Source organism: Streptomyces vulcanius (assembly GCF_042653945.1).
In the GTDB taxonomy this organism is placed as follows: domain Bacteria; phylum Actinomycetota; class Actinomycetes; order Streptomycetales; family Streptomycetaceae; genus Streptomyces; species Streptomyces mangrovi.
In genome coordinates this window covers 91,617-117,413 of record NZ_JBHSFK010000007.1, presented here as the reverse complement: position 1 = coordinate 117,413, position 25,797 = coordinate 91,617, and the positions used below count along the sequence as shown (strand labels likewise).

Below are 25,797 nucleotides of genomic sequence, written 5' to 3'. Positions count from 1 at the left end.
TCACAACCGCCGCAACCGCGCCGCGATCCCCGCCACGTCCCCCTCCACGCCGGACGCCACATCGATGACCAGGTCATAAGCGGCATCCTGGTCGCACCCGGCAAGATCCACCCCATGCAGGGCGAGGAAGGTCGCGGCGGCCAGCCAAGCGGCACGCTTGTTCCCGTCGACGAGGGGATGATTGGTGGCGATGGCATGCAGCAGCGCCGCGGCCTGCTCATGAAGATCGTCATACGCGGCGGCCCCGAACATCCGCGCGCGCGGCCGATGCACGGCGGATTCGAGCAACCCGGGTGCCCGCACCTCGGGAGCCACCCCGCCAAAGGCGATCCGGGCGATATCCGTGACCTCGGCGACGGTGAGGTGTCTTCCCCTCACTCCCCCAGCCTCCGCAACAACTCCCCCTGCGCCCCGGCAAGCCGCTCCGCGACCTCCCGCACCCGCGCCTCCTCCTGCCGTATCCCTGCCCGTACGGCGTCCAGGGCAAGGTCCTCCGGCCGCCGCCCTGTGGCGTCGGCGAGGTCGTCGAGGGCGCGGCGGAGCCCGGCGTCGAGAGTGAGAGTGAGAGCGAGTTGGGCCATGACGCAGAGGCTAACCGTCCCCGCGCTCCCGCAGCCGAGTGGTCACCCAGGCCCCCACCAGCGCGACGGCCGCCATGGGCAGAAACACGGCGGCGAAGGCGACCGGATGCGAGCCTCCGCCGACCTCACCGGTGGCCGCGTGGGCAACGCTCCCACCCCCCAGAGCCGCAAAGGCAGCCCCGCCGACGGCCAGCAGCAGCGCATTCGACAGCCCGTCGGAAATCTGCAGGGAGGCGGAGTTGGCCCCGGCCTCCTCGGGCGCGGACAACTTCAGCAGCAGCACACTCGTACTGGAGATCACCAGCCCCATCCCGAAGCACCCGACCCCCCAGGCAACGGCCAGGGTCCACACCGGCACGGAGTGCACCAGCACAGCGGGCGCGACGGCGATCGCCCCCGCCACCAGCACCATCCCGATGGTCATCAGCCGCTCCCGGTACGGCTCGACCCGCGCCCGGGTCTGCACCCACGACCCCAACGCCCAGGTCCCCCCACTGGCGGCGAGCGAGAACCCGGCAAGGGTGGGACTGAGCCCTCTCTCACTCACGAGCATCAGAGGCACGAAGGACTCGGCGGAGACGAAGGCCCCCGCCGCGACCCCTCGCAACAACACCACGGAAGGCAGCCCACGGGCGGCCCGCCAGGTCCCCCGAGGCAACAGCCCCACCACGGCGGGCACAAGCAACGCAAGCCCGCCGACAGCCGGTACCACGGCTGCGGGCCGCAGATCCTGAGCGGCGTACTGAAGAAGAGCGGCCCCGCCCGAAATCCCCAACGCAAGCCAGATCCGCCGCCGGTCGAAGGAGGAGGCACCCACGCCCGCCGCCCCACCGGCCCGCCGCCGTATCTGAGGCAGGGCAAGCGCGAGCGGCGGCACGACCAGCACAGGTATCCCGAGAAACACCCACCGCCACCCGAGCTGCTCGGTCACGCTCCCCGCCGCCAGGGGCCCCACAATCGACGGCACCACCCAACAGGCGGCGAAAGCAGCCATGATGGCCGGCCGCAACCGCTCCGGGTAGGCCCGCCCCACCACCACGTACAACGCGACGATCACCAGCCCACCCCCCAGCCCCTGCACGGCCCGCCCCAGGATGAACACCCACATGCTCCCGGCGCTCCCCGCGACCACCAGCCCCACCCCGAAGGAGCCGATCCCCGCACTCAGCGCCCCGAGCGGCCCCCGCCGGTCCGACCACTGCCCGGCCAACACCATCCCGAACAGACTGGTCGTGAAGTACCCGGAAAACGCGAAGGCGTACAACGACACCCCATGGAGTTCCCGCGCCGCAACGGGCATCGCAGTCCCCACCGCGGTCGCCTCGAACGCGATCAGCAGCACAACGGACACGATCCCGACGGTGAGCGCCCGATAAGTCCGCCCCAACACACCCTCACCGAAGCCGGCGGGCGAGCTGCCGCCGTCACACACATCCACGACACCGGTGTCGCGAGGTTCCAGGACTGCCATGCCCGCCAGCGTAAGGTCCACCACTGACATTGGCCCCTGTCAGAAGGCTGACCCCCACCCGGGACCTTGGTCGTACGCCTCCCTCGGCCCCCCACGTTTCATGAACGGCGTATGGCAGTCCCATTGCACCCCCCGCGATCCCCTTGCTCCCCTCTCCCGCCCGCCCATACGGTCATCTCACCCGGTTCGAACCACAACGAACCCGGCGAACGGCCGTGTGCCCGAGTGGTTTAGGGACTCGCCTGCAAAGCGAGTTACGTGGGTTCGATTCCCGCCACGGCCTCTGCCTGCCTGACCAGGCAAAGCCAAAGGGCGGCACCCTCGGAGGGTGCCGCCCTTTCGTTCGTCCGTCTCAGTTCCCGACCCTTTCGGCACTGTTCAGAAGAGATCCAAAAGTTCCGTCAGGGAGGTGATGGACGGCACGTCCGGGACGGCCGAGTCCCGGCACATCGCACGTCCTGCGTAACCGAGTTCGATGGCCGCAGCCACCAGGTCGGGGTCGTCGTCGACGAACAGACACTGCGCAGGAGTGAGGCCCAGCGCGGTGCTGGCGTGGTGGTACATGCGCGGGTCCGGCTTGTTGCAGCCGAGGACGCCGGAGATCGCATACGCCTCGAAGAACCGGCGGATCCCGAGGCCGGCGTGAAGGTCGGGCAGATTGGGCCAGGCGTCCGACACCACGGCCAGCCGCGCTCCCCGTCGGCTCAGCCCCTCAAGGGTCTCTTCGACATCCGGGAACGTCTCCAGGAACGTTGACGGTGGGACTTCGCGTCGTAAGTCGGCCAGCAGCTGAGGGGTCGTCTCCACGCCGAGATGACGGAGCACCACCCGGTGGTAGTCGTCGTAGTCCGGTGTTGATGACAAGGCGGCAAGGAAGTCGTCGCCCGTAGCGATGGCCGCAGCGAACTGCTGCGGTGTGATGGTCGAGGCATGGGCGAGGACGGTCTGCTCGAAATCGGCTCGCGGGTTCCAACGGCCGCCGATCGGCTGCATCAGAACACCGCCCGAGTCGAAGAGAACAGCACGGAGAGTCGTGGGAGAGAGTGGTCGGGTCGTCACCTGCCCAGTCTGGCGAGCAGAAGCACGAATTCACCCCAAAGGGAGGTTCGGTGTCAGTCCTCGCCGAGATCCGGTCGTCCCGCCTCGTTCACCTCGACGTCCTCGGGCTCGTCGTCGGGGTCGGCGGTCTGGGCGGCGTGCCGGGGAGCGGGGTCGGCGAGGGCGGCCTGGGACGGGCCCGCGAACGCGGCCAGGGCCGTGAAGGCGAGGGCGATCGCGACGGTGGTGCGCGTGGTGAGGTTCATGTCCGGAAAACGATCTCGCGTGCGTCACGTCACACCTCGTGCGCACACTTGCCACGGGCTCGGGCGAGCGCCAGCGGGCCCGGGCGGTCGATGAAGCGGCCTGAGGGGGTGCCGGGGGCTTCCGTTGCGAGGTGGACGATCGCGTCGGTGCCCCCGCGGTCGGTTCCGACGTCGTACGCCTCTCGTTGTGGCCGGTGGTCGTGCGGGACGGTGAGCGTTCGGACCTCGCCGTGGTGTCCGATCTGCGGCGCGCCACCGGTCGCTTTCCGCATGACGCGCGGCTGGCCGAGCTGGTCCGGGTGCTCACCGAAGGCAATCCGACCTTCGCCCGGCTGTGGGCGAGTGGCGCCGTGGCCGCGCACCGCGAGGACCGCAAGACGGTCCGGCATCCGAAGGCCGGGCCCGTGGACGTGGACTGCGATGTCCTGACCGACGGCGATTCCGAGTTCAAGATCGTGATCCTGAGTGCCGCGCCCGGCAGCGCGGACGAGGGAAGGCTGAGGCTCGCCATGGCCGCAGACGCCGACAGCGGATCTACACCGACGCCCGCCTCCTGACAACTGAGGAGCAACAGCCAAGCTGTTCCCCGGATTTAACCTACGCCCCCTTGGCGGCCCCTTCTCTACGCGCGTAACTTGATCCGGCCTCCCCCACACCCCAGGCCGTACACCACGACGTACGAGGAGACCGCCAGCGTGTCCAGACCCGCAGGTAGCAGAGCCCGCCGTACCGCCTACGCGCTGATCGCCACGGGTGTGGCGAGCGCGTTCGCCATCATCTCCCTGCCCGCCGCGTACGCGACGCCGTCCGCGACGGTGGTGATCTCCGAGGTGTACGGCGGTGGCGGGAACTCGGGGGCGACCCTGACCCGGGACTTCGTCGAGCTCGGCAACGCGGGGTCGGCGGCCTACGATCTCGCCGGGTACAGCGTGCAGTACCTGCCCGGTTCGCCGTCCTCGTCGTCGCAGTGGCAGGTGACCGCGCTCAGCGGAGCCGTCGCCTCCGGGGGGGCGGTATCTGGTCGCCGAGGCGGCCGGGACGGGCGGCACGACCGCTCTGCCCACGCCCGACGCCACCGGGTCCGTCGCGATGAGCGCCACGACCGGCACCATCGCCCTGGTCTCCGGCACCGCCGCTCTGACCTGCAAGACCGCTGCCGACTGCGCCGCGGACAGCCGGATCGTGGACCTGGTGGGGTACGGCAGTGCCGTCGTCCGCGAGGGCAGCGGGCCGGTCACGGGGGCCTCCAACACCGCTTCCGTGGCCCGCGGTTCGGCCCTCGCCGACACGGACGACAACGCCGCCGACCTCACCGCCGGTACGCCCTCTCCGGTCAACTCGGCCGGGGAGACGCCCGGTTCGGGGGACGGTGGCGGGGACGGGGGCGGGGATCCCACCGAGCCCGGTACCGTCCGCGTCCACGACATCCAGGGCACCACCCGGCTCTCCCCGCTCGCCGGGCAGACCGTCACCCGGGTTCCCGGCATCGTCACCGGTGTGCGGGCCTCGGGGTCCAAGGGGTACTGGATCCAGGATCCGTCGGCGGACAGCGACGCGCGCACGAGCGAGGGCGTCTTCGTCTACACCGGGTCGGCCACGCCCGCCGTCGCCGTCGGGGACTCGGTGCTGGTCAGCGGCAAGGTCAGCGAGTACTACCCGAGCAGCACCAGCCAGTCCGTCACCGAGCTCACCGGGCCGACGGCGACCGTGCTGTCCAGCGGGAACGCCCTGCCCGCCGCCGTGACGGTGGATGCGGCGAGCGTTCCGGACGCCTACATTCCGTCCGCCGACGGCGGCAGCATCGAGTCGCTCGCGCTCGAACCCACCGTGTACGCCCAGGACTTCTACGAGTCCACGGAGGGCATGCGGGTCACCTTCGCCGACGCCCGTGTCGTCGGCGCGTCCGACGAGTACGGCGAGCTGTGGGTGACCGTCAAGCCGGACGAGAACCCGACCGTGCGCGGCGGGACCCTGTACTCGTCCTACGACCGGCCGGGCACCGGCCGGCTGGAGGTGATGTCCCTCGACACCGCCTCCGCCTTCCCCGCCGCCGACGTCGGTGACGAGCTGTCGGGCACCACCACCGGGCCCCTCGACTACTCCACCTACGGCGGCTACAACGTCCAGGCCACCCAGCTGGGCACCCTGGTCGACAACGGGCTGAAGCAGGAGGTGACCCGCCGGCAGAAGAGCGACGAGCTGGCGGTTGCCACCTACAACGTGGAGAACCTGGACGCGCTGGACGACCAGGAGAAGTTCGACCGGCTCGCCCACGGTGTCGCCGTCAACCTCAACTCGCCCGACATCGTCGCCCTGGAGGAGATCCAGGACGACAACGGCGCCACCAACGACGGCACGGTCACCGCCGAGGCCACGCTCAAGCGGTTCACGGACGCCATCCGCGCGGCCGGCGGGCCCCGCTACCAGTGGCGCTACATCTCCCCCACCAACAACGCGGACGGCGGCGAGCCCGGCGGCAACATCCGTCAGGTGTTCCTCTTCAACCCCAAGCGGGTGTCGTTCACCGACCGGGCGGGCGGCGACGCCACCACCGCCACCAGTGTCGTCAAGAACCGGAAGGGTGTGCGGCTGAGCTACTCCCCGGGGCGGATCGACCCGACCAGTGACGCCTGGGACAACAGCCGCAAGCCGCTGGTGGGCGAGTTCGTCTTCCGGGGCGAGAGCGTCTTCGTGATCGCCAACCACTTCACCTCCAAGGGCGGCGACCAGCCCCTGCACGGCCGCTACCAGCCGCCCGCCCGCAGCTCGGAGACCCAGCGCCAGGCGCAGGCCGCCGAAGTGAACACCTTCGTCAAGTCGCTGCTCGCGGCCGACAAGAACGCCAAGGCCGTGGTGCTCGGCGACCTCAACGACTACGAGTTCTCGCAGACGGTCACCACGCTGACCGCCGGCAAGGTCCTCAAGCCGCTGATCACCACTCTGCCCGCCGACCAGCGCTACACCTACGTGTACGACGGCAACTCGCAGACCCTGGACCACATCCTCACGAGCCCGGCCGTCACCCGCTTCGACTACGACGTGGTGCACATCAACGCCGAGTTCGCCGACCAGGCGAGCGACCACGACCCGCAGATCGTACGGATCGACGTCGACAACTGCCGCCGCTAGGGAGCCGCTGGAAACGGCCCTAGGCGTACAGCCCGCCGCCCGCCTCGTCCTCGAACATCTCCGGCCAGTAGCGCCAGCCGTCGTCGGTGGAGGTGTTCGGGGTCGGGTCGCAGGCGACCGGGTCGACCGCGGCCAGGGTCCGGGACATCGTCTCGGCCAACTGGTCGTAGGCCTCGGTGAGTTCGTACACCGCGTCCAGGGCCCGCTCGCGCCGTATCAGCCACAGGGTGAACGCCAGGGTGGAGACGTCGGCGTTGAGCGGGCGCAGGGCGAGGTCCGGCTCGCTCCAGCTCAGGACGGCTCCCGTGGCGCCGTCGACGACGAGGCTGATGTCCTCGACGAGGTGGCCGAGGCGGATCAGGCTGTCCGCGTTCGCCGGAAGGTCTTCCTCGGTGAAGACGCCCTCCCGGGCGTCCGCGCAGTACTCGGCGAGGGTCTGCAGCGGCATGTCCGTCTCCAGCGTGAACCAGACGACCTCCTCCGGCAGGCCCACCTCGCGCAGGAAACGCCGGGTCGGGGCGTGGGTGAGCGCCTTCGGGCAGTCGACCTCCTCGAAGCGGACGACCTCGCCGGTGCCGAACTCGTCCTCCAGGAGGCGGGGCGGCAGGTCCAGCGCCAGGCCGGACGCGGTGCCGGGGCCGGCCACCAGGGCGAGCGGGCGGACGACCGCCGCCAGTTTCCAGAAGACCCCGGGCTCCGCTCTGGCGCTCTCCGCCCCCTCCTCGAACACCGCGAGCAGCTGGCGGCTCGCCTCGGCGGCCGCCTGCGGGCCCAGGCGGCCGGCGTAGGAGGCGAACTGGCCGCGCAGGGCCGCCAGTTCGTCCACCGCCGTCGCGAAGCGCACCAGCTTCTCCAGCGAGGGCGCCAGCGGGCGGTTGTCCATCAGGTCGGGGCGGTCGTGCAGGAAGTAGGTCGTCGAGATCTCGCCTGTCATGCCGTCGAGCAGGACGGACTCCCGCGCCCGGCCGTCCGTGCCCAGGATGCCGCCTATCACCAGGCGGTCGCGCAGCTCGACGGCCAGGCGGCCCTGGGGGTCGCCCGTGGAGTCCCCCACGGTGCGCAGGCCGTCGGTGCGCAGGGGTTCGAACGTCAGCAGGCCGCCCTCGACCGGCAGTCCGGGGCCGGTCAGCCAGCGGCGCGTCGCGGCGTGGGTGATGTACGGGTTCAGCTCGTCCTCGGTGAAAACAATCGTGGTGGTGGTCCTGGTCGTGCCCATCTGGTCCCCCGTGCGGATAAGTGCGTGCGCCGTCCCACTGCTCCGCAGCCTACGCGGCACCACTGACAACGGCCCTGACCGGCGACAACGCCCGGACGGCATCCCCTACGACGCCGAGCGGCACCGGCCCATACCGGATAGACGTCGAACCACCCTCGCGCGTTCCCTCCCCGCCCGAATCACCGGGATCACCGGAAGCACCGGGATCGTCCGCCCCGTCCTCGGGACGGGACGATCAGCGGGTCACTGTGACGTCACCACCGCGGCCTGGGGCCGGATGGGGAGGCGGTTGACCGGGCGGCCGGTCGCGGCGCGTACGGCGGAGGCGATGGCCGCCGGGGAGGTCACCACCGGCACCGCGCTGGCCGCCTTCGCCCCGAAGGGGGCGACGACGTCGCGTTCCTCGACGAGTTTGACGATCCGGATGTCCGGGGCGTCCAGGGCCGTGGGCAGGGCGTAGCCGGTGAGGTCGGGGTGGCGGATCAGGCCGCGCGGGGTGCGGAGGTTCTCGGTGAGGGCGACGCCGATGCCCTGGGTGACGCCCGCCTCGATCCGGGCCGTCAGCTGTGCCGGGTTGAGGATGCGGCCCACGTCCTGGGCGACCGCCAGTTCCACGACCCGGACCGAGCCCAGCTCGATGTCGACGTCGACGACCGCGCGGATCGCGCAGAAGGCGAGGCCGACGAAGGCGTCGCCCTGTCCCGAGGAGTCCAGCGGCTCGGTGGGGTGCGGGCGGCACTGTGCGGTCGCCCACAGCTCCTTGCCCTGCAGTTCCTCGGTGACGGTGGTCGACAGGACGCCGTCGTACGAGGTGATCTTGCCGTCGGTGATCTGGAGCAGCTCGTGGGACATGCCGAACTTGTGCGCCAGGGGCTGCAGGAGCTGGGTGCGGACCATCTTGGCCGCGCGTTCCACCGCGCCGCCGGAGACCCAGGTGTGGCGGCCCCGGCAGCCCGCTCCGGCGGGGGGCTGGTCGGTGTCCACGGGGGCGACGTGCACCTCGTCGATGCCCAGGGTCTCCTGGACGATCTGGCGTGCCAGCGTGGTGAAGCCCTGGCCGGTCTCCACCGCGGCGCAGATCACCGTCGCGACGCCGTCCTGGACCTTGACCGTCGCCGTGGAGACCTCGTCGGCGCCCTCCGCGCCGAGCATGTGCACCATGCCGAGGCCGTAGCCGACGCCCCGGCGCACCGCGCCCGGTTCGCCCGCGCCCTCGGGGCCGCCGGGCAGCAGCCACTCGTCCTCGGGGGTGTCCTTGGGGAGCGCGGGGAGCGGGAAGTCCTGGACGGCCTGGAGGAGTTCGGCGACCGGGGCCGGACAGGTCACGGTCTGGCCGGTGGGCAGGACGTCGCCGGTCGCCATGACGTTGCGCAGGCGCAGTTCGGCCGGGTCGATGCCGAGCTTCTTCGCCAGTTTGTCCATCTGCGCCTCGTAGGCGGCGCAGACCTGCATCGCGCCCTCGCCGCGCACATGGCCCGAGGGCGGGTTGTTGGTGCGTACGGCCCAGCCCTCGATGAAGGCGTTCGGGACGACGTAGGGGCCGCAGGCGAAGGAGACGGCGGCGGCGAGGGCCTCGGCGGAGGTGTCGGCGTAGGCGCCCGCGTCGAGCAGGATCTGCGCCTCGACCTTGACCAGGCGGCCCTCGGCGTCGGCGTGGTGACGGTATCTGAGCAGCGTGGGATGCCGGTGGGCGTGGCCCAGGAAGGACTCCTCGCGCGTGGCGGTGAGTTTCACCGGGCAGCCGGTCTTCAGGGCGAGCAGACCGAGCGGGAGCTGGAAGCCCTGGTCCTCGCGGTCGGCCGTCGCGCCGGGCACTCCGGTGACGACGATCTTCACCTGCTCCGGTGCGAGGCCGAAGACGGCGGCGGCGGTGTCGCGGTCGGCGTGCGGGTCGGTGGAGGCCAGGTAGAGCTCCACGCCGCCGTCGGGCCGGGGCACGGCGAGTCCGGCCTCGGCGCCGATCGGGGCCGGGTCGGCGCGGCCGATGCGGTACTGGCCCTCGACGACGATCTCGCCGGCCGCGGACGGGTCGCCGTGGTGCAGCGGGATGTGCCGGATCAGGTTGCCGTCGGGGTGCAGTGCCTCGGCCTCGAAGGCCAGTTCGGGGTCGATGACCGGGTCGAGGGCCTCGTACTCGACGATGACGGCGGCGGCGGCCATCCGCGCGGTGTCGGGGTGGTCGGCGGCGACGGCCGCGATGGGCTCGCCGTGGTGGCGTACGACCTCGGAGGCGAACACCGGGCGGTCGGCCTTGCCGCGGCCGTGCAGCGGGCTGCCGGGGACGTCCTCGTGGGTGACGACGGCGCGTACACCGGGCATCTCGCGCGCGTGCGAGGTGTCGATCGAGACGATGCGCGCGCGGGGGTGCGGGGAACGCAGTACGGCAGCCCACAGCAGGCCCTCGGCCCACAGGTCGGCCGCGTACGGGAACGTGCCCTCGGTCTTGGCGCGCGCGTCGGCGGGCTGCAGGGACGCGCCCAGGCCGTGCGGGATGGACTCGGGGGCCGGGGCGGAGGGCTCCGCTGCGGTGGTCGCGGTGGCGGCTTCGTTGGTCACGTCTGGCCTCCGTCCTGGCCCTGTCCGTACACCGGGTCGTGGGGGTGCGGCTGTGCCGGGTTCTCGAACGCGGACGCGTTGACACCGCCGGCGCCCGGGCCCGCCTGGTGCGGAATACGGGGCTCGTCGCCGTCCGTCTCAGCGTCGGCCGCGGCGTGCGCCTCGCGTTCCGCCACGACGTCCTTCACGGCCCGCAGGACGCCCTTGTAGCCCGAGCAGCGGCACAGGTTGCCGCACAGGGCCTGGCGGGCCTCCAGTTCGGTGGGCGCCGGGTTGCCCTCGAGCAGGTCGTGCACGGTCATCGCCATGCCGGGCACGCAGAAGCCGCACTGCACCGCGCCGCACCGGGCGAGCGCCCGCTGCACGTCGGAGGGCTGTCCGTCGACGGCGAGGCCCTCGACGGTGCGGACCTCGCTGGAGGCGGTGGTGACGGCGGGCACGAGGCAGGAGGCGACGAGCCTGCCGTCGACCTGGACGTTGCAGGCGCCGCACTCGCCCTGCGAGCAGCCGTCCTTGGCGCCGGCGAGGCCGAGGCGCTCGCGCAGCACGTAGAGCAGCGACTCGCCGATCCAGGCGTCGGTGACGGGCCGGTCGGAGCCGTTGACGCGCAGGACGTAGGAGGCGAGGGGGTGTTCCTCCGCCGGGGGCGGGGGGGACTCGTCGGGCGTGTCGGACTCTTCGGCGGCGGCCTCGTCGGTTGCCCCGTCGGTCTCGCCCTCCACACGTGCGTGGTCGGGCGTGTCGCCCGGGGCGGGCGCGGCCGGTTCGGTCGGCTGCGCGGTGCGGGTTCGGGCGGGCCCGTGAGCGGCCTCAGCGGTCTCGTGCGGGCCTCGCGCGTCCCCGGTGGCCCTGTTGGCCTCGGAGTCGCGTTCGGGCGCCTCAGCGGCCTCTACGGCCCCTGCGGTGCGGGAGTCCGTGACGGCCGCCCCGCCCGGGGGTGTGAGCTCGGTCCCGTAGGCCGGGGTGTGATCCGTCCGGTGGGCCGACGCGAAGTCCGTCCCGTGCGGGGGCGTGCCGTCGGGTCCGTGGGCCGGGGTGAAGTCGGTCCCGTGTGCGGGCGTGTGGCCGAAGGCGCGCGCGGCCTCGTGCGCTGTGTCACGCGCCGTGTCGTGCGCCGCGCCATAGGCCGTGTCGCGGGCCGTGTCGTGCGCCGCGCCGTAGGCCGTGTCGTGCGCCGCGCCGTGCTCCGGCGCGCGGCCGAACGCGGGCGCGTCCTGCGCCGGTTGGGCGCCCGTGGGGCCGTGGGCCCCCGGGTAACCGGTCCCGGCGGTGTCCTGGACACCGGTGTGTCCGGCCGTGTCCTGGGCCCCGGGGTGCGCCACGCCGGTCCCACCGGCCGCCTCCGCCTGCTGGGCCCACGGCTGGCCCGCGCCGTTCGTCCCACCGGTCGCCCAGGGCGCGGGCGCGCCGCCCGGGAGGGTGGCCGGCGGAGTGCCGCCCCACTGCTCGACCAGAGCCGACGCGGTGAACTCGCCCGACTCGTCGGGCAGGTCGCCGCCCGCAACCGGGATCGACCACTCACCGGTCACGTCATGGCCGGGAGCGGCGGGGGCGGCCGTCCGGTCCTGGAAGTTCCACTCGCCGGTCGAGCCGGGCTGGTACGAGAACCGGTCGTCACCGACCGTCTGCGGGCCGGTCTGCGCGGCGGGCCACTCGGTACCGCCGGCCGGGGCGGCCCAGGTGTCGGTGCCGTCCGTGCCGGGCGCCACCGCTATCTGCGGCGGCACGTACCCGTGGCCGGGCGCGGCGAGCGGCGTGTCGCGGGCCAGGAGGGCGTCGATGCCCCCCTCGGGGAGCTTGACGAAGGCGGTCGCGCCGTCGTCGTAGTCACCCTGGGGCAACGGGTCCCAGCGGCCACCGTTCTGCGGCGCGCCCTCTCCGTGCTGGTCGTCGGTCACGACAGCGCCCTCCCCAGTGCTCGTCGGGCCAGCGCGGCGACGGTGCGCCGCAGGTGCAGTACGGCGGGCGGGAGCTCCGGTACGGAACCGTCCACGCCCGGGGTCGGGTCGGGGATGCAGGCGGCGGCGACGTACTCCCCGAACGCGTTGAGGGCCTCGGGGACGATGGTGCGGTTGTTGTCCCAGTCGATGAGCCGGGCGACCCACTGCTCGGCGTCCAGCGGGCGCAGCGGCATCGGCGCGATGGCTCCCACTGCGCATCGCACGCCGCGCCGCGCCGGGTCGAGGACCAGGGCCACGGAGGCGACGGCGCGCCCGGGGCCGGTGCGGCCGGTCGCCTTGAGGAAGACCTGCGGGGCGTGCAGCAGCGGCACGCGCACGTACCCGATGAGTTCACCGCCGCGCAGCATCTCCATGCCGGCCAGCAGGTGCGACACCGGGATCTCGCGGCGGGCGCCGCTGCGCCCGGCGATGATCAGCGTCGCCTCCAGGGCGGCCAGCACGGGCAGCGCGTCGCCGGTGGGGGCCGCGGAGGCGATGTTGCCGCCCAGGGTGCCCGCGTTGCGGATCTGCGGCGGGCCCGCGGCGCGCGCGGCGGCGGCGAGCGCCGGGATGAGGGCGGCGAAGTCGGGGCGGCCCATGCGCGCGTGCGTGAGCCCGGCGCCGAGCAGCGCGTGGCCGTCCTGGTACTGCCAGCCGCGGATCTCGCTGATCCGGCCGAGGCCGACCAGTCCGGCGGGCCGGAGCTGGCCGGAGTTCACGGCGGCCATCAGGTCGGTGCCGCCGGCCACGGGCACGGCCGCGGGCATGGCAGCCAGGGCCTCCACGGCCTCGTCCAGCGTCGTGGGCAGCGTGACGGCCTGCGCCGCCTGCGGTGCGTGCGTGCTCAAAACCGGCTGCCCCTTCCCGCTGCCCCACCTGGTCCCACGTGGTCCCACCTGTGCTGCCGTACGGTACGTGCTGACAGGGCGGACGTGGCAACTCTGGCACATCTTCGCAACACCCGAACGCGGGGGTCCGCTAGGAGGCATTCGCCCATCTCGCATAGGAGATGGTCCGTTTTCGTACGGCATCACCGGTGAGGGCGAATTGCTACTCTTCGGTGACCCTGCCGGGGTTTATCCGTGACGCTCCAGAGTTACCGGTTCGGGGGCACTCCGTCGATCGGGCGCCCGAGGACACCGGGCCGCCGCTGCCACGGCAGGGGCCCGGCCGGCGGGCGGTAGCCGACCCCCAGTGCGTCGAGCCGCGCGTAATGGGCCGTCATCCGCTCCTCGAAGCCGGCGAAGTCCCGCTCCTGCGGGGCGGGCAGGGAACTCCAGGCGACCTCGGCGAAGGCGGCGAGCCGGGGGTAGGTCTGGTAGTCCACGCGCGTGTGATCCTCCATCACCTCGGTCCACACGTTGGCCTGCGCGCCCAGCACATGGCCCGCCTCCTCGGGCGTGAGCTCCGGCGGGACGGGTTCGAAGCGGTAGACGTCCTCCAGGGTGCGGACGTAGCCGATCGGGACGGGTTCGTCGGGGCCGCCGTCCTGCCGGTGGTCCAGGTAGACCTGCTGCTCGGGGCACATGACGACGTCGTGGCCCGCGCGCGCGGCGGCGATCCCGCCCGCGTAGCCCCGCCAGGACGACACGGCCGCGCCCTCGGCGAGCCCGCCCTCCAGGATCTCGTCCCAGCCGATGAGCCGGCGTCCGCGCGCGGAGAGCCACTTGTCGAAGTGGCGGATGAACCACGACTGCAACTCGTCCTCGTCGGCGAGCCCGAGTTCCTTGATGCGGGCCTGCGCGGCGGGCGACTGCCGCCACTGGTCCTTCGGGCATTCGTCGCCGCCGACGTGAATGAACTCGGACGGAAAGAGGGCGAGCACTTCCTCGAACACCCCCTCGTAGAAGCGCAGGGTGTTGTCAGTGGGGGCCAGTACGTTGGGGTTGATCCCCCAGGTGTCCCAGACGGAGAGGCGGGTGGTGTCGATGACGTCGGTGTTGCCGAGTTCCGGATACGCGGCGATCGCGGCCTGCGAGTGGCCCGGTACGTCGATTTCGGGGACGACGGTGATATGCCGCTCGGCGGCGTACGCGACGATCTCGCGGATGTCGTCCTGGGTGTAGAAGCCGCCGTGCGGCTTCTCGTCCCAGAGGGGTGAGGCCCGGTGACCGAATTTCGTACGTGCGCGCCAGGAGCCGACCTCGGTCAGCCGGGGGTGGCGCTCGATCTGGACCCGCCAGCCCTGGTCGTCCGTCAGATGGAAGTGGAAGACGTTGAGTTTGTGCGCCGCCATCAGGTCGAGGTGGCGCAGAACGCCGTCCTTGGGCATGAAGTGCCGGGCGACGTCGAGCATGAGACCGCGCCAGCGGAAGCGGGGGGAGTCCTCGATCGTGACGTGCGGTACGGCCCAGGTGCGGTCGCGGCCGAGCGGGGCCCTGCGGTACGCGTCGGGGCCGAGGAGCTGCCGCAGAGTCTGGGCGCCCCGGAAAACACCGGCCGCACTGCCGCCCTCGATGAGGACGCCGGTCCGGTCGCTGACGAGGCGGTACTCCTCGGGGCCGAGCCGGGGATCCAGTTGAAGACCGATTCCGTCACCGTCGGTGTCGTCGAGCTCCCGCCCCTCGTGCAGCGGCAGGCCGGTGGCCTGCCAGAGGACGGTGCGCAGCCAGTGGCCGACGCCCTCTGTCGCGGTACCGGCGTAGAGCCGTGAGTGCGCCGTCAGCCGCACCTCGCCGGAACCGGCGACGACCCGGCGGGGCGCGGGAATCAGATCCGTAGGAGAAGTCACGTCAGTCCTTCACCGCTCCGCCGAGGCCGGAGACAAGTCGTCGTTGTACGAGTACGAAGAACACCAGCACCGGAATCGTCATCACTGTCGATCCCGCCATCACGCCGCCCCAGTCGGGGTCGTCGGGCTTGTAGAAGACGAGCAGTGCCATCGGGAGGGTGGACTGGGAAGTGTCACTGATGATGAACGACTTGGCGAACAGGAAGTCGTTCCAGGCCGAGATGAAGGAAAACACGCTGGTGGCCACCAGGCCCGGCAGGACGAGCGGGAAAAGGATCTGCCACAGAAAGCGCGCCCGGCTCGCCCCGTCGAGGTACGCGGCCTCCTCCAGCGCCTCCGGGACCGCTTTCACGAACCCCCGCAGCATCCAGATCGCGAACGGCAGCGAGAAGGCGATGTGAGGCAGGATCAGGGCCCCCAGGGTGTTCAGCTGACCGAGGTCCCGCATGAGGAAGAACAAGGGGATCGTGAGCGCCTCCACGGGCACCATCTGAGCCACCAGGAACATGATCAGCAGGGTGGTCCGGAAGCGGAACCGGAATCGCGTCACGGCGGTCGCGGCGAGAAACGCGATCAGCCCGGAGGCGATCACCACCGTGCCCGCGACGACAACGCTGTTGAGGAAGTACCGGCCGAATTCCTGCTGTCCGAACACCCGCCGGAAGGAATCCAGAGAGGGCGTCAGGGTCCACGGCCGCGGCTCGCTGGACTCGATCTCGCCGGCCGGTTTGAAGGCGCTCAGCACCATCCAGTAGAGGGGAAAGGCCACGACCACGGCGACGAGCAGCGCCACCGCGTCGGACACCCATCGTCGGGACAGGTTCACAGCTCCTCCTCCCCCTGCCGCCGCAGCAGCCGCAGGTAGACCAGGGTGACGGCGAGCAGGATCAGCAGCATCACGACGCCGATCGCCGCGCCGAGGCCGTACTGGGAGGACGCGAACGCCTCCTGATAGGCGTACACGTTCAGCACCAGGTTCTGGCCCGCGATCCCGCCGCCGTTCGTCATGACGTAGATCTGGGTGAAGACCTTGAAGTCCCAGATGACGGACTGGATGGTGACGACCGTCAGGATCGGCCGCAGCATCGGCGCGAGCACCGACCGCCAGATCCGCCACTGCGAGGCGCCGTCCAGGGCGGCGGCCTCCAGCACCTCGGACGGCACGGAGCGGATCCCGGCGTAGACGGTGACCATCACGAACGGGAAGGAGCACCACACCACTTCGAGGAGCACCAGGAAGAAGGCGCTGTAGCGGCCGTACGTCCAGGAGTAGTCGCCGAGGCCCAGCAGCCGGTTCACCGGGCCGAAGTCCGGGTCGAACAGAAACAGCCAGACCGTCGAGCCGGTGACCGCCGGGGTGGCCCAGGCCCCCAGCGCGGCCAGCATCAGCGCCAGCCGTGGCAGGGCACGCACGCGCGTCAGCAGCACGGCGAGCGCGCAGCCGACGGCGAGCGTGGAGAACACACAGGCCGCCGCGAACACGACCGTGGCGAACAGCACCTGCCAGAACTCGCCGTCGGCAAAGACGTCGGCATAGTTCCCGAACCCCCGAAAAACGGTGGGCTCACCACCACTGACCTGAGCCTGCGTGTACTTGAAGAGAGAAATCAGCCCAAGCTGATAAACGGGATAGGCAAGCAGAGCGGCGAGAACGACGAGCGCGGGGGCGAGGTAGACCCAGGGCGCCGTTTGACGCCGCCCGCTACGGCCCACCAAGGGGCGCGGGGCTCTGACATTTGCGGCTCCGCCGCGTGGGCGCGACCAGCCACGACCGGCCCGCAGCCGCAAACGCTCCGCACCCTCCAAGTGATCCGGCGTCACCCGGCGGAGCCGAACGCGTCGTTCATCTTCTTGGCCGCCTCCTCAGAGGCCCCCGCCACGTCCTTCTTCCCGCTGATGACCTCCTGCAGCATCGTCGGCACGACCAGCTGCGAGTCGATCTGCGACCACGCGGGCGACGCGGGCACGAACTTGGTCCCGGCGGCCAGGGTCTGCACGAACGGCTTCACGAAGGGCTCCTTCGCGGCGGCCTGGTCGCGGACGTCCGTGAAGGTCGGCAGGAAGCCCATCGCGTCGAACAGGGACGCCTGGGTCTTCTTGGAGGAGAGGGCCTCCATCAGTTCGACGGCGAGCGTGCGGTGCGTCGTGCTCTTCAGGACGCCGATGTTGTTGCCGCCCGCGAACGCCGGAGCGATCGAGCCGGAGCTGACGCCGGGCAGCGGGACGACGGCGTACTTGCCCTTCACGGGGCCCGCCTCCACGGCCGTGTGGCTGAAGTCACCGCCGATCGCCATGCCGGCCTTGCCCGCCGCGAACGCGGTGATCGTGTCGTTGCCGCCCATGCCCGCGCACTTGGCGGCGGGACAGTTGTCGTCGCTGAAGAGGGAGGTGTACTCCTTGATGCCCTTCTGGGCGGCGGCGCTGTCGATGGCGGAGGCGTACGAGCCGTTCTTGCCGTCGGCGAGTTCACCCCCGTTGGCCCACACGAACGGCAGCGCGCCGAAGGTGTAGGCGCCGCCGACGACCAGGCCGTACAGATCGGGCTTGGCGGCGCGGATCTTACGGGCGGTGGTCGCCAGCTCGGCCATCGTCTTCGGGACGGTGAGGCCGAGTTCCTTGAAGACGTCCGTGCGGTAGTAGAGGGCGCGGACGCCGACGTAGAAGGGGCTGCCGTAGAGCTTTCCGTCGACGGTGACCGACTGACGGGCCGTGGGGTCGGTGTCCTTGGACTCGCTCCAGGAGCTGAAGTCCTTGGTGACGTCGAGGAGTCCGCCGTCGTGGACGTAGCCGGCGGTGTCGGTGTTGCCGTACTCCATGACGTCGGGCGCGGACTTGGGGTCGTTGAAGGCGGCCTTGACGCGCTGGGCGCGGGTGTCGACCGCGATGTACTCGACCTTCACCTTGACGCCGTCATGGGCCTTCTCGAAGGCGCTGACGACGTTGTCGACGGCCTTGGCCTTCGGGTCGTTGCCGACCTCCTGGAAGAGCCACACCCGCAGGGTGCCGGTCTTGTCGTCCGATTTGGAGGAGGAGTTGGAGGACGTCTGGGGGGCGCAGGCGGCGGCAGTGAGGAGAACGGCCGTGAGCGCGGTGAGACGGACGGACAGCTTCATGGGAGTGCCTCCGCAGGGCGTTGCGTTGCAACATGCGCAATGACGATTTCACTGGGCACAACGGTAGGGAGGCTAGGGACTACATGAACACGACCACAAGAGGTCTCAACCACTCTGTGACCGGGGAACGCACTCCATGCAACGGCAGAACAACGCAAAGGCCCCCGGGGTGCACCACAGTGCACCCCGAGAGCCTTGCATCAAGCCGATCGAAGCAAGAGGGCTACTTGCCGCCCTTGCCGCCGCCGCCCTTGTCGTCTCCGCCGCCGATACCCATCGACTCGAAGATCTCCTTGCACATCGGGCACACCGGATACTTCTTCGGGTCGCGGCCCGGCACCCACACCTTGCCGCACAGCGCCACGACGGGCGTCCCGTCGAGGGCGCTCGCCATGATCTTGTCCTTCTGGACGTAGTGCGCGAAGCGCTCGTGGTCACCGTCGCCGTGCGACACCTGGGGTGTCGGCTCTACGAGGGTCCCCGTACCGGTGCCGCGCTCGGGCTCGAGAGTGCTCATGGCACCAAGGGTACTGAAGGGCTCGGACATCAGTTGAGCGAAGGGTCGTCCGGGTACGTCGCCACCATCGCGAGTTCGTTGCGCTGGCGGCGCAGGACCTCGCGCCAGAGTCTCTCGGGGGACGGCGAGGAGACGTCGCCGGGCTCCGACTCGACGACGTACCAGGCGCCATCCACCAGTTCGTTCTCCAGCTGCCCCGGACCCCAGCCGGCGTACCCGGCGAAGATCCGCAGCGAGCCGAGGGCCGAGGCCAGCAGCTCCGGCGGGGCCTCCAGGTCGATGAGGCCGATCGCGCCGTGCACCCGGCGCCAGCCGAGCGGGCCCCGGTCGCCGGAGGCGTCGCCCGGGATCACCGCGACGCCCAGCGCGGAGTCCAGGGACACCGGGCCGCCCTGGAAGACCACGCCGGGCTCACCGGTGAGCCCGGCCCAGCCCTCCAGGATGTCGCCGACACCCACCGGCGTCGGACGGTTGAGGACGACACCCAGGGAGCCCTCCTCGTCGTGGTCGAGAAGGAGCACCACCGCACGGTCGAAGTTCGGGTCCGCCAGGGCGGGCGTTGCCACGAGCAGCCGCCCTGTGAGCGAGGACACCTCGGTCATGCCTGACATGATCCCCCATCTTCCCGGGAAGTGGGGAGGCAACGGGGGGTTCGGGGGGCCGGGGCAGGTCGGGCGCACGGAGGCGGTCCGGGCGCACGGAACCGGGACGGCGGACGGGCGGTGACCCCGTGTGGCCGCCGCGGAACGGTTCGTGTTGTGACACAGCTATGACGCATCTGGGCACGCACTGGGCTTACGGGAGGGGGGCGGGGGGCGATTACCCTGTCTGGTCTGGCCCTGCCCCACCACCGGCCGATGCCCATCCACCACCCATGGAACGCGAGATACATGACCGTCAACGGCTCTGACGACGTACTGCTTGTCCACGGCGGAACCCCGCTCGAGGGCGAGATCCGTGTCCGCGGTGCGAAGAACCTCGTACCCAAGGCCATGGTCGCCGCCCTGCTGGGCAGTGAGCCGAGTCGGCTGCGCAACGTTCCGGACATCCGTGACGTGCGCGTCGTACGCGGGCTGCTGCAGCTGCACGGGGTGACGGTCCGTCCGGGTGAGGAGCCGGGCGAGCTGGTGCTCGATCCGACGTACGTGGAGAGCGCGAACGTCGCCGACATCGACGCCCACGCGGGTTCGAGCCGTATCCCGATCCTCCTCTGCGGTCCGCTGCTGCACCGTCTCGGCCACGCCTTCATCCCCGGCCTCGGCGGGTGCGACATCGGCGGCCGGCCCATCGACTTCCACTTCGAGGTGCTGCGGCAGTTCGGCGCGACGATCGAGAAGCGGGCGGACGGGCAGTACCTGGAGGCGCCGCGGCGGCTGCGCGGCACGAAGATCCGGCTGCCGTACCCGTCGGTCGGCGCAACCGAGCAGGTGCTGCTGACGGCGGTTCTCGCGGAGGGCGTCACCGAGCTCTCGAACGCGGCCGTCGAGCCGGAGATCGAGGACCTCATCTGCGTCCTGCAGAAGATGGGCGCCATCATCGCGATGGACACCGACCGGACGATCCGCATCACCGGTGTGGACAAGCTCGGCGGCTACAACCACCGCGCCCTGGCGGACCGTCTGGAGGCGGCGTCCTGGGCGTCCGCGGCCCTGGCCACCGAGGGCAACATCTACGTCCACGGCGCCCAGCAGCGCTCGATGATGACGTTCCTCAACACCTACCGCAAGGTGGGCGGCGCCTTCGAGATCGACGACGAGGGCATCCGCTTCTGGCACCCCGGCGGCCAGTTGAAGTCCATCGCGCTGGAGACGGACGTCCACCCCGGCTTCCAGACCGACTGGCAGCAGCCGCTGGTGGTCGCCCTCACCCAGGCCACGGGCCTCTCCATCGTCCACGAGACGGTCTACGAGTCCCGGCTCGGCTTCACCTCCGCGCTGAACCAGATGGGCGCCCACATCCAGCTCTACCGCGAGTGCCTGGGCGGCTCGAACTGCCGCTTCGGCCAGCGCAACTTCCTGCACTCCGCGGTTGTCTCCGGCCCCACCAAGCTCCAGGGCGCCGACCTCGTCATCCCCGACCTCCGCGGCGGCTTCTCCTACCTCATCGCCGCCCTCGCCGCCCAGGGCACCTCCCGTGTCCACGGCATCGACCTCATCAACCGTGGCTACGAGAACTTCATGGAGAAGCTCGTGGAACTGGGCGCCAAGGTAGAACTCCCGGGCAAGGCCCTCGGCTAGCGGAAACCAGCCCGGCCGGCGTTTGAGCCATTGGCAGGCGCAACCACGATGGGGGCGGCACCCGGAAGTCCGGGTGCCGCCCCCATCGCATAGCCCATGGTGCTCTCAGCGGAGCGCTTACTTGCCCTTGGCCGCTTCCTTGAGCTTCGAGCCCGCGGAGACCTTGACGCTGTAGCCGGCCGGGATCTGGATCGGGTCGCCGGTCTGCGGGTTGCGCGCGGTGCGAGCGGCACGGTGGGTGCGCTCGAAGGTCAGGAAGCCGGGGATGGTGACCTTCTCGTCGCCCTTGGAGACGATGTCGCCGACGACCTCGGCGAACGCGGCCAGTACGGCGTCGGCGTCCTTGCGGGTCACCTCGGCGCGATCGGCCAGCGCGGCCACCAGCTCACTGCGGTTCATGTTGTTACTCCCGTGTTCTTCTTGCCGTTTGCGGCGTGCCACGCGGCGGGAGCCGCATAGTGGGCACAGCGCAAGTCGATGTGCTCGCGCCCAGGGACGCATCCTGCCCCTACCTGCGGCGGGAAAGCCAATCCGGCACCCGCAGGAACCGTGAGAACACCCTTGGGTGTCACACGAAGAGCGGTGAGGCTGGCCGTCACGATAAACGCAGCCACTGACAGTGGGTCCGGCGACGCGCCGGGGCCGGGACCGTGGCAATCCTCACAGTCCGTGTGGTCCGCACGATCCCGGTCCGGCACGTCCGTTCCCGCCGAGCTTACGACGCCGTCGCGCCCGCCGCCTTCGCCGCGTCCCGCACCGCACCCGCCACCGCGCCCGCGACCTTGTCGTTGAAGACGCTCGGGATGATGTAGTTCGCGTTCAGCTCGTCCTCGCTCACGACGTCCGCCAGGGCCTTCGCGGCTGCGAGCATCATCTCGGTGTTGACCGTCCGGGACTGCGCGTCCAGCAGGCCGCGGAAGACACCCGGGAAGACCAGCACGTTGTTGATCTGGTTCGGGAAGTCGGAGCGGCCGGTGGCCACCACGGCGGCCGTCTGGCGGGCGACCGCCGGGTCCACCTCGGGGTCCGGGTTCGCGAGCGCGAACACGATCGCACTGTCGGCCATGGCGGCCACGTCGGTGCCGTCGAGGACGTTGGGCGCCGAGACACCGATGAAGACGTCGGCCCCGCGCACGGCCTCCTTGAGGGTGCCGGTGAGGCCCTCGACGTTGGTGTTGTCGGCGATCCAGCGCAGCGGCGAGTCGGCGGAGGCGGCCACCAGGTCCTCGCGGCCGGCGTGCACCACGCCGTGGATGTCGGCGACGACCGCGGTCTTGACGCCCGCCGCGATCAGCAGCTTGAGGATGGCCGTACCGGCCGCGCCGGCGCCGGACATCACGACGCGGATGTTCTCGATGGACTTGCCCGCGACACGCAGGGCGTTCGTCAGGGCGGCCAGCACGACGATCGCGGTGCCGTGCTGGTCGTCGTGGAAGACGGGGATGTCGAGGGCCTCACGCAGCCGGGCCTCGATCTCGAAGCAGCGCGGCGCGGAGATGTCCTCGAGGTTGATGCCCGCGAAGCCGGGGGCGATGGCCTTGACGATCTCGACGATCGCGTCGGTGTCCTGGGTGTCGAGGCAGAGCGGCCAGGCGTCGATGCCGGCGAAGCGCTTGAAGAGGGCCGCCTTGCCCTCCATGACCGGGAGGGCGGCCTTGGGGCCGATGTTCCCGAGGCCCAGCACCGCCGAGCCGTCCGTCACGACCGCAACGGAGTTGCGCTTGATGGTGAGGCGGCGGGCGTCCTCGGGGTTCTCGGCGATCGCCATGCACACGCGGGCCACACCCGGCGTGTAGATCATCGAGAGGTCGTCACGGTTGCGGATGGGGTGCTTGGACTGCATCTCGATCTTGCCGCCGAGGTGCATCAGGAACGTACGGTCGGAGACCTTGCCGAGGGTGACGCCCTCGATGCCGCGCAGCTGCGCGACGATCTCGTCGGCGTGCGAGGTCGAGGTGGCGGCGATGGTGACGTCGATGCGGAGCTTCTCGTGCCCGGACGCGGTGACGTCGAGGCCGGTCACCGAGCCTCCGTGGGACTCCACGGCCGTGGTGATCTGGGAGACCGCCGTTCCGCTCGCGGGCACCTCCAGGCGGACCGTGATCGAGTAGGAGACGCTGGGCGCCGTTGCCATGGCCGACTTCCTCTGCACTGCTGGGTGGGTCGCGGGATTGCCGTCCGATCGTCGCACCTACTGATGAGTACGAGAAAGCCGCCCTCGATTGCGGTCGTTTTGTTCTCGCCCACGAACGCAGGAGAGGCCCACGTCACATTCGACGTGGGCCTCTCCGTACGTTCATGACACCGACCCGCCATGCTCGCCTCGCGGCAAGTGGTCGCTCGTAGCGACGAAGGTTGGGCCCGGGGGCTTGGATCGAGCCGGTGTCACACCCAGGCTAACAAACGGATCCCCGAAGACCATTCCCGTCCGGGCCAGTTCACAGGAAACGGTTCTCCGGGGCCGCTCCGCGTCAGTCCCTGAGCAGGTCGGGCACGCCGTGCGCGTCCGGTTCGTCGCGCTCGCCCGACACGACCGTGAGCTGCTGCGTGGCGCGGGTCAGGGCGACGTACAGCACGCGCAGGCCGGCCGGGGACTCGTCGGCGATCTCCGCGGGCGAGACGACGATCGTCGCGTCGTACTCCAGGCCCTTGGCCTCCAGGCTGCCGAGGGCCACCACCCGGTCACCGAGCCCGGTGAGCCAGCGGCGCGCCTCCTCACGGCGCTGCATGGCGACGACGACGCCGACGGTGCCGTCGACCTGGGCGAGGAGGCGTTCGGACTCGGCGCGGACGGTGGCGGCGAGGCTGTCCCCGACCGCCCGGAAGCGGGGTACGACGCCGGTCGAGCGGACCGCCCTCGGGGACTCGGCGCCGGGCATGGCCAGGGCCAGCACCTTGGCCGCGAGGTCGGCGATCTCGGCCGGGTTGCGGTAGTTCACCGTCAGCTCGAAGCGGCGGCGGGGGCGGGTGCCGAGCGCCTCGTCGCGGGCCTCGGCGGCCTCGTCGGGGTCGGACCAGGAGGACTGGGCGGGGTCGCCGACGACCGTCCAGGTGGCGTGCCGGCCTCGGCGGCCGACCATGCGCCACTGCATCGGGGTGAGGTCCTGGGCCTCGTCGACGATGACGTGCGCGTACTCGACGCGCTCGGCGGCCAGCCGCTCGGCGCGCTCGCGCTGCGACTCCTCGCGCACCGGCATCAGCTCCTCCAGCCCTGTGAGCTGGTCCAGCGGGTCGAGGTCGCGCCTCTTCCGGGGGCGGGCCGGGGTGCCGAGGATCGACTGGAGTTCGTCGAGCATCGCGATGTCGTGCACGGAGTGGCCGTCCCGTCTGAGGGAGCGGGCGACCTTGCGGATCTCGCCTGGGTTGAGGATCCGGCGCGCCCAGCGCCCGAGCCGGCGCTCGTCGGCCATCGCGCTCAGGACGTCTCCCGGGGTCAGCTCGGGCCACCACACGTCGAGGAACTCGATGAAGCTGTCCTCGCTGGTCACGTCCTCGTCGAAGGACGACCGCAGCTCGGCGGCGAGCTCGGGGTCGGTGTGCCGCCCGGCGGCCCCGGAGCGCTCCCACAACGCGTCGAGCAGCAGCTTCCGGGCCCGGGGCCGCAACAGGTTCACCGGCGCGGTCCCCCCGAGCGCGACCTGCCGAACCCGCTCCAGCTCGGGTCCCTCCAGCTCCAGCCGCCGCCCGAAGGCGACGACCCGCAGCCGCTGGGGCGTGCCACCGGACGAGGCCCCGGAGCCCCACCCGGACACGCCGTTCCTTTCACCGTGCTCGCCGGGATCGCCGTGCTCGTCGGGATCGACGAAGGCAAGCTGCCCCGCGCCCTCGCCGCGACGCCCGGAAGCGCTCCGCCTGCCGCTCCTAGAGCCCCCACGGCCTCCGTTCTCCAGACCTCCCGGACCGCCCCCACGACCGCTCTCCAGTGCGCCCCGGGCCGCCTTCCGCAGGACACCCAGCATGCGGTGGGAGCCCTTGGAGCGGGCCACCGACGGGGAGTCGTACAGGGTCGCTTCCGCGCCGTCGACGAGGGAGCCGATGGCGCGGATGGCGACCTGGCCCTCCTCGCCCAGGGAGGGGAGGACACCCTCCGTGTAGGAGACGAGGAGAGGGGTCGGGGAGACGATGAGGATGCCGCCGGCGTAACGGCGGCGGTCCTGGTAGAGGAGGTAGGCGGCGCGGTGCAGGGCGACGGCCGTCTTGCCGGTGCCGGGGCCGCCCTCGACGTACGTCACGGAGGCGGCCGGGGCGCGGATGACCAGGTCCTGCTCGGCCTGGATGGAGGCGACGATGTCGCGCATGGTGTGGCCGCGGGCCTGGCCGAGGGCGGCCATGAGGGCGCCGTCGCCGATCACGGGCAGCGAGTCGCCGTCGAGGAACGCCGTCAGCTCGGGGCGCATCAGGTCGTCCTCGACGCCGAGGACGCGGCGGCCCTTGGAGCGGATGACCCGGCGCCGGACGACCCGGCCGGGGTCGACCGGGGTCGAGCGGTAGAACGGGGCCGCGGCGGGCGCCCGCCAGTCGATGACCAGCGGGGCGTACTCGGAGTCCAGGACTCCGATGCGGCCGATGTGGAGGGTCTCCGCGATGTCGGCGGTGTCGTCCTCGCGGACCGCGCCGTCGGCGGGCTCCACGGCGGTGTACGCGCCGTCGGGGCCCTTCTTGCCGTCCTTGCCGAGGAGCAGGTCGATCCGGCCGAACAGGAAGTCCTCGAACTCGTTGTTGAGCCGGTTGAGATGGACGCCGGCCCGGAAGACCTGCGCGTCCCGCTCGGCGAGTGCGCCGGGCGTCCCGACCTGTCCGCGCTTGGCCGCGTCGTTCATCAGGAACTCCGCCTCGTGGATCTTTTCCTCGAGTCGCCGGTACACCCGGTCGAGATGTTCCTGTTCGACGCTGATCTCGCGCTCGCGGACCGAGTCCGCTGCGGCGTCGACCGCGGTTTCCTGCTGAGCCTGTGCGGCCACCGGGCCCCCTTCTGACGTGCTGGGCAGCCGTCAACCGTACG

Annotated in this window: 20 protein-coding genes, 1 tRNA gene and 1 pseudogene; 4 read left to right on the top strand and 18 right to left on the bottom strand. The window is 71.2% G+C overall.

Annotation, left to right across the window (positions count from 1 at the left end; genetic code table 11):
- From ACFPIH_RS12720 to ACFPIH_RS12710, 3 genes are read right to left on the bottom strand one after another with little or no spacing between them, the layout of a single operon-like run.
- Positions 1 to 378 carry a type II toxin-antitoxin system death-on-curing family toxin gene (locus ACFPIH_RS12720; protein WP_381170145.1) on the bottom strand — a complete coding sequence of 126 codons (378 nt, stop codon included), beginning with the start codon at positions 376 to 378 and terminating at the stop codon, positions 1 to 3.
- Entirely contained in the window at positions 375 to 581 is a 207-nt protein-coding gene (locus ACFPIH_RS12715; protein ID WP_381170143.1) for a hypothetical protein, read from the bottom strand. The genes ACFPIH_RS12720 and ACFPIH_RS12715 overlap by 4 nt, the downstream gene beginning before the upstream one ends.
- A 10-nt stretch (positions 582 to 591) precedes the next feature.
- On the bottom strand, positions 592 to 2,052 hold the full coding sequence (locus ACFPIH_RS12710; RefSeq protein WP_381170141.1) for an MFS transporter: 1,461 nt from the start codon (positions 2,050 to 2,052) through the stop codon (positions 592 to 594).
- Between the two features lie 211 nt (positions 2,053 to 2,263).
- Here ACFPIH_RS12710 and ACFPIH_RS12705 point away from each other — a divergent pair.
- A tRNA-Cys gene (locus tag ACFPIH_RS12705) sits at positions 2,264 to 2,335 on the top strand.
- Positions 2,336 to 2,430: 95 nt separating this feature from the next.
- On the opposite strand, the gene ACFPIH_RS12700 is transcribed toward ACFPIH_RS12705, so the two are convergent.
- The gene (locus ACFPIH_RS12700) at positions 2,431 to 3,111 is read right to left on the bottom strand and encodes an HAD family hydrolase (protein WP_381170139.1); all 681 of its coding nucleotides are present in this window, start codon (positions 3,109 to 3,111) and stop codon (positions 2,431 to 2,433) included.
- Positions 3,112 to 3,164: 53 nt separating this feature from the next.
- Complete coding sequence (locus ACFPIH_RS12695; RefSeq protein WP_381170137.1) at positions 3,165 to 3,356, bottom strand: hypothetical protein; 192 nt, start codon at positions 3,354 to 3,356, stop codon at positions 3,165 to 3,167.
- Between the two features lie 131 nt (positions 3,357 to 3,487).
- On the opposite strand from ACFPIH_RS12695, the gene ACFPIH_RS12690 reads away from it, so the two are divergent.
- Entirely contained in the window at positions 3,488 to 3,913 is a 426-nt protein-coding gene (locus ACFPIH_RS12690) for an MmyB family transcriptional regulator (protein ID WP_381170134.1), read from the top strand.
- A gap of 183 nt (positions 3,914 to 4,096) precedes the next feature.
- Positions 4,097 to 6,485, top strand: a pseudogene (locus ACFPIH_RS12685) (endonuclease/exonuclease/phosphatase family protein).
- A gap of 19 nt (positions 6,486 to 6,504) precedes the next feature.
- On the opposite strand, the gene ACFPIH_RS12680 reads toward ACFPIH_RS12685, so the two are convergent.
- The 10 genes from ACFPIH_RS12680 to ACFPIH_RS12635 all read right to left on the bottom strand — a co-directional run bounded on the left by ACFPIH_RS12680 (position 6,505) and on the right by ACFPIH_RS12635 (position 19,160).
- Positions 6,505 to 7,701 (bottom strand): SUKH-4 family immunity protein, encoded by a 1,197-nt coding sequence (locus ACFPIH_RS12680; protein WP_381170132.1) that lies wholly within the window; start codon positions 7,699 to 7,701, stop codon positions 6,505 to 6,507.
- A gap of 243 nt (positions 7,702 to 7,944) precedes the next feature.
- A complete protein-coding gene (locus ACFPIH_RS12675) occupies positions 7,945 to 10,257 on the bottom strand; it encodes a xanthine dehydrogenase family protein molybdopterin-binding subunit (protein ID WP_381170130.1) in 2,313 nt (770 codons plus the stop codon).
- On the bottom strand, positions 10,254 to 12,155 hold the full coding sequence (locus ACFPIH_RS12670) for a 2Fe-2S iron-sulfur cluster-binding protein (protein ID WP_381170128.1): 1,902 nt from the start codon (positions 12,153 to 12,155) through the stop codon (positions 10,254 to 10,256). The genes ACFPIH_RS12675 and ACFPIH_RS12670 overlap by 4 nt, the downstream gene beginning before the upstream one ends.
- The gene (locus tag ACFPIH_RS12665) at positions 12,152 to 13,045 is read right to left on the bottom strand and encodes an FAD binding domain-containing protein (RefSeq protein WP_381170126.1); all 894 of its coding nucleotides are present in this window, start codon (positions 13,043 to 13,045) and stop codon (positions 12,152 to 12,154) included. Before ACFPIH_RS12665 ends, ACFPIH_RS12670 begins: the two co-directional genes overlap by 4 nt.
- A 248-nt stretch (positions 13,046 to 13,293) precedes the next feature.
- Positions 13,294 to 14,928 (bottom strand): beta-N-acetylhexosaminidase, encoded by a 1,635-nt coding sequence (locus tag ACFPIH_RS12660; RefSeq protein ID WP_381170124.1) that lies wholly within the window; start codon positions 14,926 to 14,928, stop codon positions 13,294 to 13,296.
- Position 14,929: 1 nt separating this feature from the next.
- Positions 14,930 to 15,754 carry a carbohydrate ABC transporter permease gene (locus ACFPIH_RS12655; RefSeq protein ID WP_381170122.1) on the bottom strand — a complete coding sequence of 275 codons (825 nt, stop codon included), beginning with the start codon at positions 15,752 to 15,754 and terminating at the stop codon, positions 14,930 to 14,932.
- Positions 15,751 to 16,710, bottom strand: coding sequence for a carbohydrate ABC transporter permease (locus tag ACFPIH_RS12650; protein ID WP_381170704.1), 960 nt, complete (start codon positions 16,708 to 16,710; stop codon positions 15,751 to 15,753). Before ACFPIH_RS12650 ends, ACFPIH_RS12655 begins: the two co-directional genes overlap by 4 nt.
- 35 nt (positions 16,711 to 16,745) lie before the next feature.
- Complete coding sequence (locus ACFPIH_RS12645; protein WP_381170120.1) at positions 16,746 to 18,041, bottom strand: extracellular solute-binding protein; 1,296 nt, start codon at positions 18,039 to 18,041, stop codon at positions 16,746 to 16,748.
- A 223-nt stretch (positions 18,042 to 18,264) separates the two neighbouring features.
- Positions 18,265 to 18,558, bottom strand: coding sequence for a DUF3039 domain-containing protein (locus tag ACFPIH_RS12640; RefSeq protein WP_381170118.1), 294 nt, complete (start codon positions 18,556 to 18,558; stop codon positions 18,265 to 18,267).
- A gap of 29 nt (positions 18,559 to 18,587) precedes the next feature.
- Positions 18,588 to 19,160, bottom strand: a complete 573-nt coding sequence (locus ACFPIH_RS12635) for a YqgE/AlgH family protein (RefSeq protein ID WP_381170116.1) — start codon at positions 19,158 to 19,160, stop codon at positions 18,588 to 18,590.
- A 288-nt stretch (positions 19,161 to 19,448) separates the two neighbouring features.
- On the opposite strand from ACFPIH_RS12635, the gene murA reads away from it, so the two are divergent.
- Positions 19,449 to 20,795: a UDP-N-acetylglucosamine 1-carboxyvinyltransferase gene (gene murA / locus ACFPIH_RS12630; RefSeq protein WP_381170114.1), complete on the top strand. Its 1,347-nt coding sequence runs from the start codon at positions 19,449 to 19,451 to the stop codon at positions 20,793 to 20,795.
- 117 nt (positions 20,796 to 20,912) lie between these two features.
- Here murA and ACFPIH_RS12625 read toward each other — a convergent pair whose 3' ends face one another.
- From ACFPIH_RS12625 to ACFPIH_RS12615, 3 genes are all read right to left on the bottom strand, one after another.
- Complete coding sequence (locus ACFPIH_RS12625; protein WP_004000874.1) at positions 20,913 to 21,194, bottom strand: HU family DNA-binding protein; 282 nt, start codon at positions 21,192 to 21,194, stop codon at positions 20,913 to 20,915.
- 316 nt (positions 21,195 to 21,510) lie between these two features.
- Positions 21,511 to 22,929 carry an NAD-dependent malic enzyme gene (locus tag ACFPIH_RS12620; RefSeq protein ID WP_381170111.1) on the bottom strand — a complete coding sequence of 473 codons (1,419 nt, stop codon included), beginning with the start codon at positions 22,927 to 22,929 and terminating at the stop codon, positions 21,511 to 21,513.
- Between the two features lie 337 nt (positions 22,930 to 23,266).
- Positions 23,267 to 25,756, bottom strand: a complete 2,490-nt coding sequence (locus ACFPIH_RS12615; protein ID WP_381170109.1) for a HelD family protein — start codon at positions 25,754 to 25,756, stop codon at positions 23,267 to 23,269.
- Between the last annotated feature and the right edge of the window lie 41 nt (positions 25,757 to 25,797).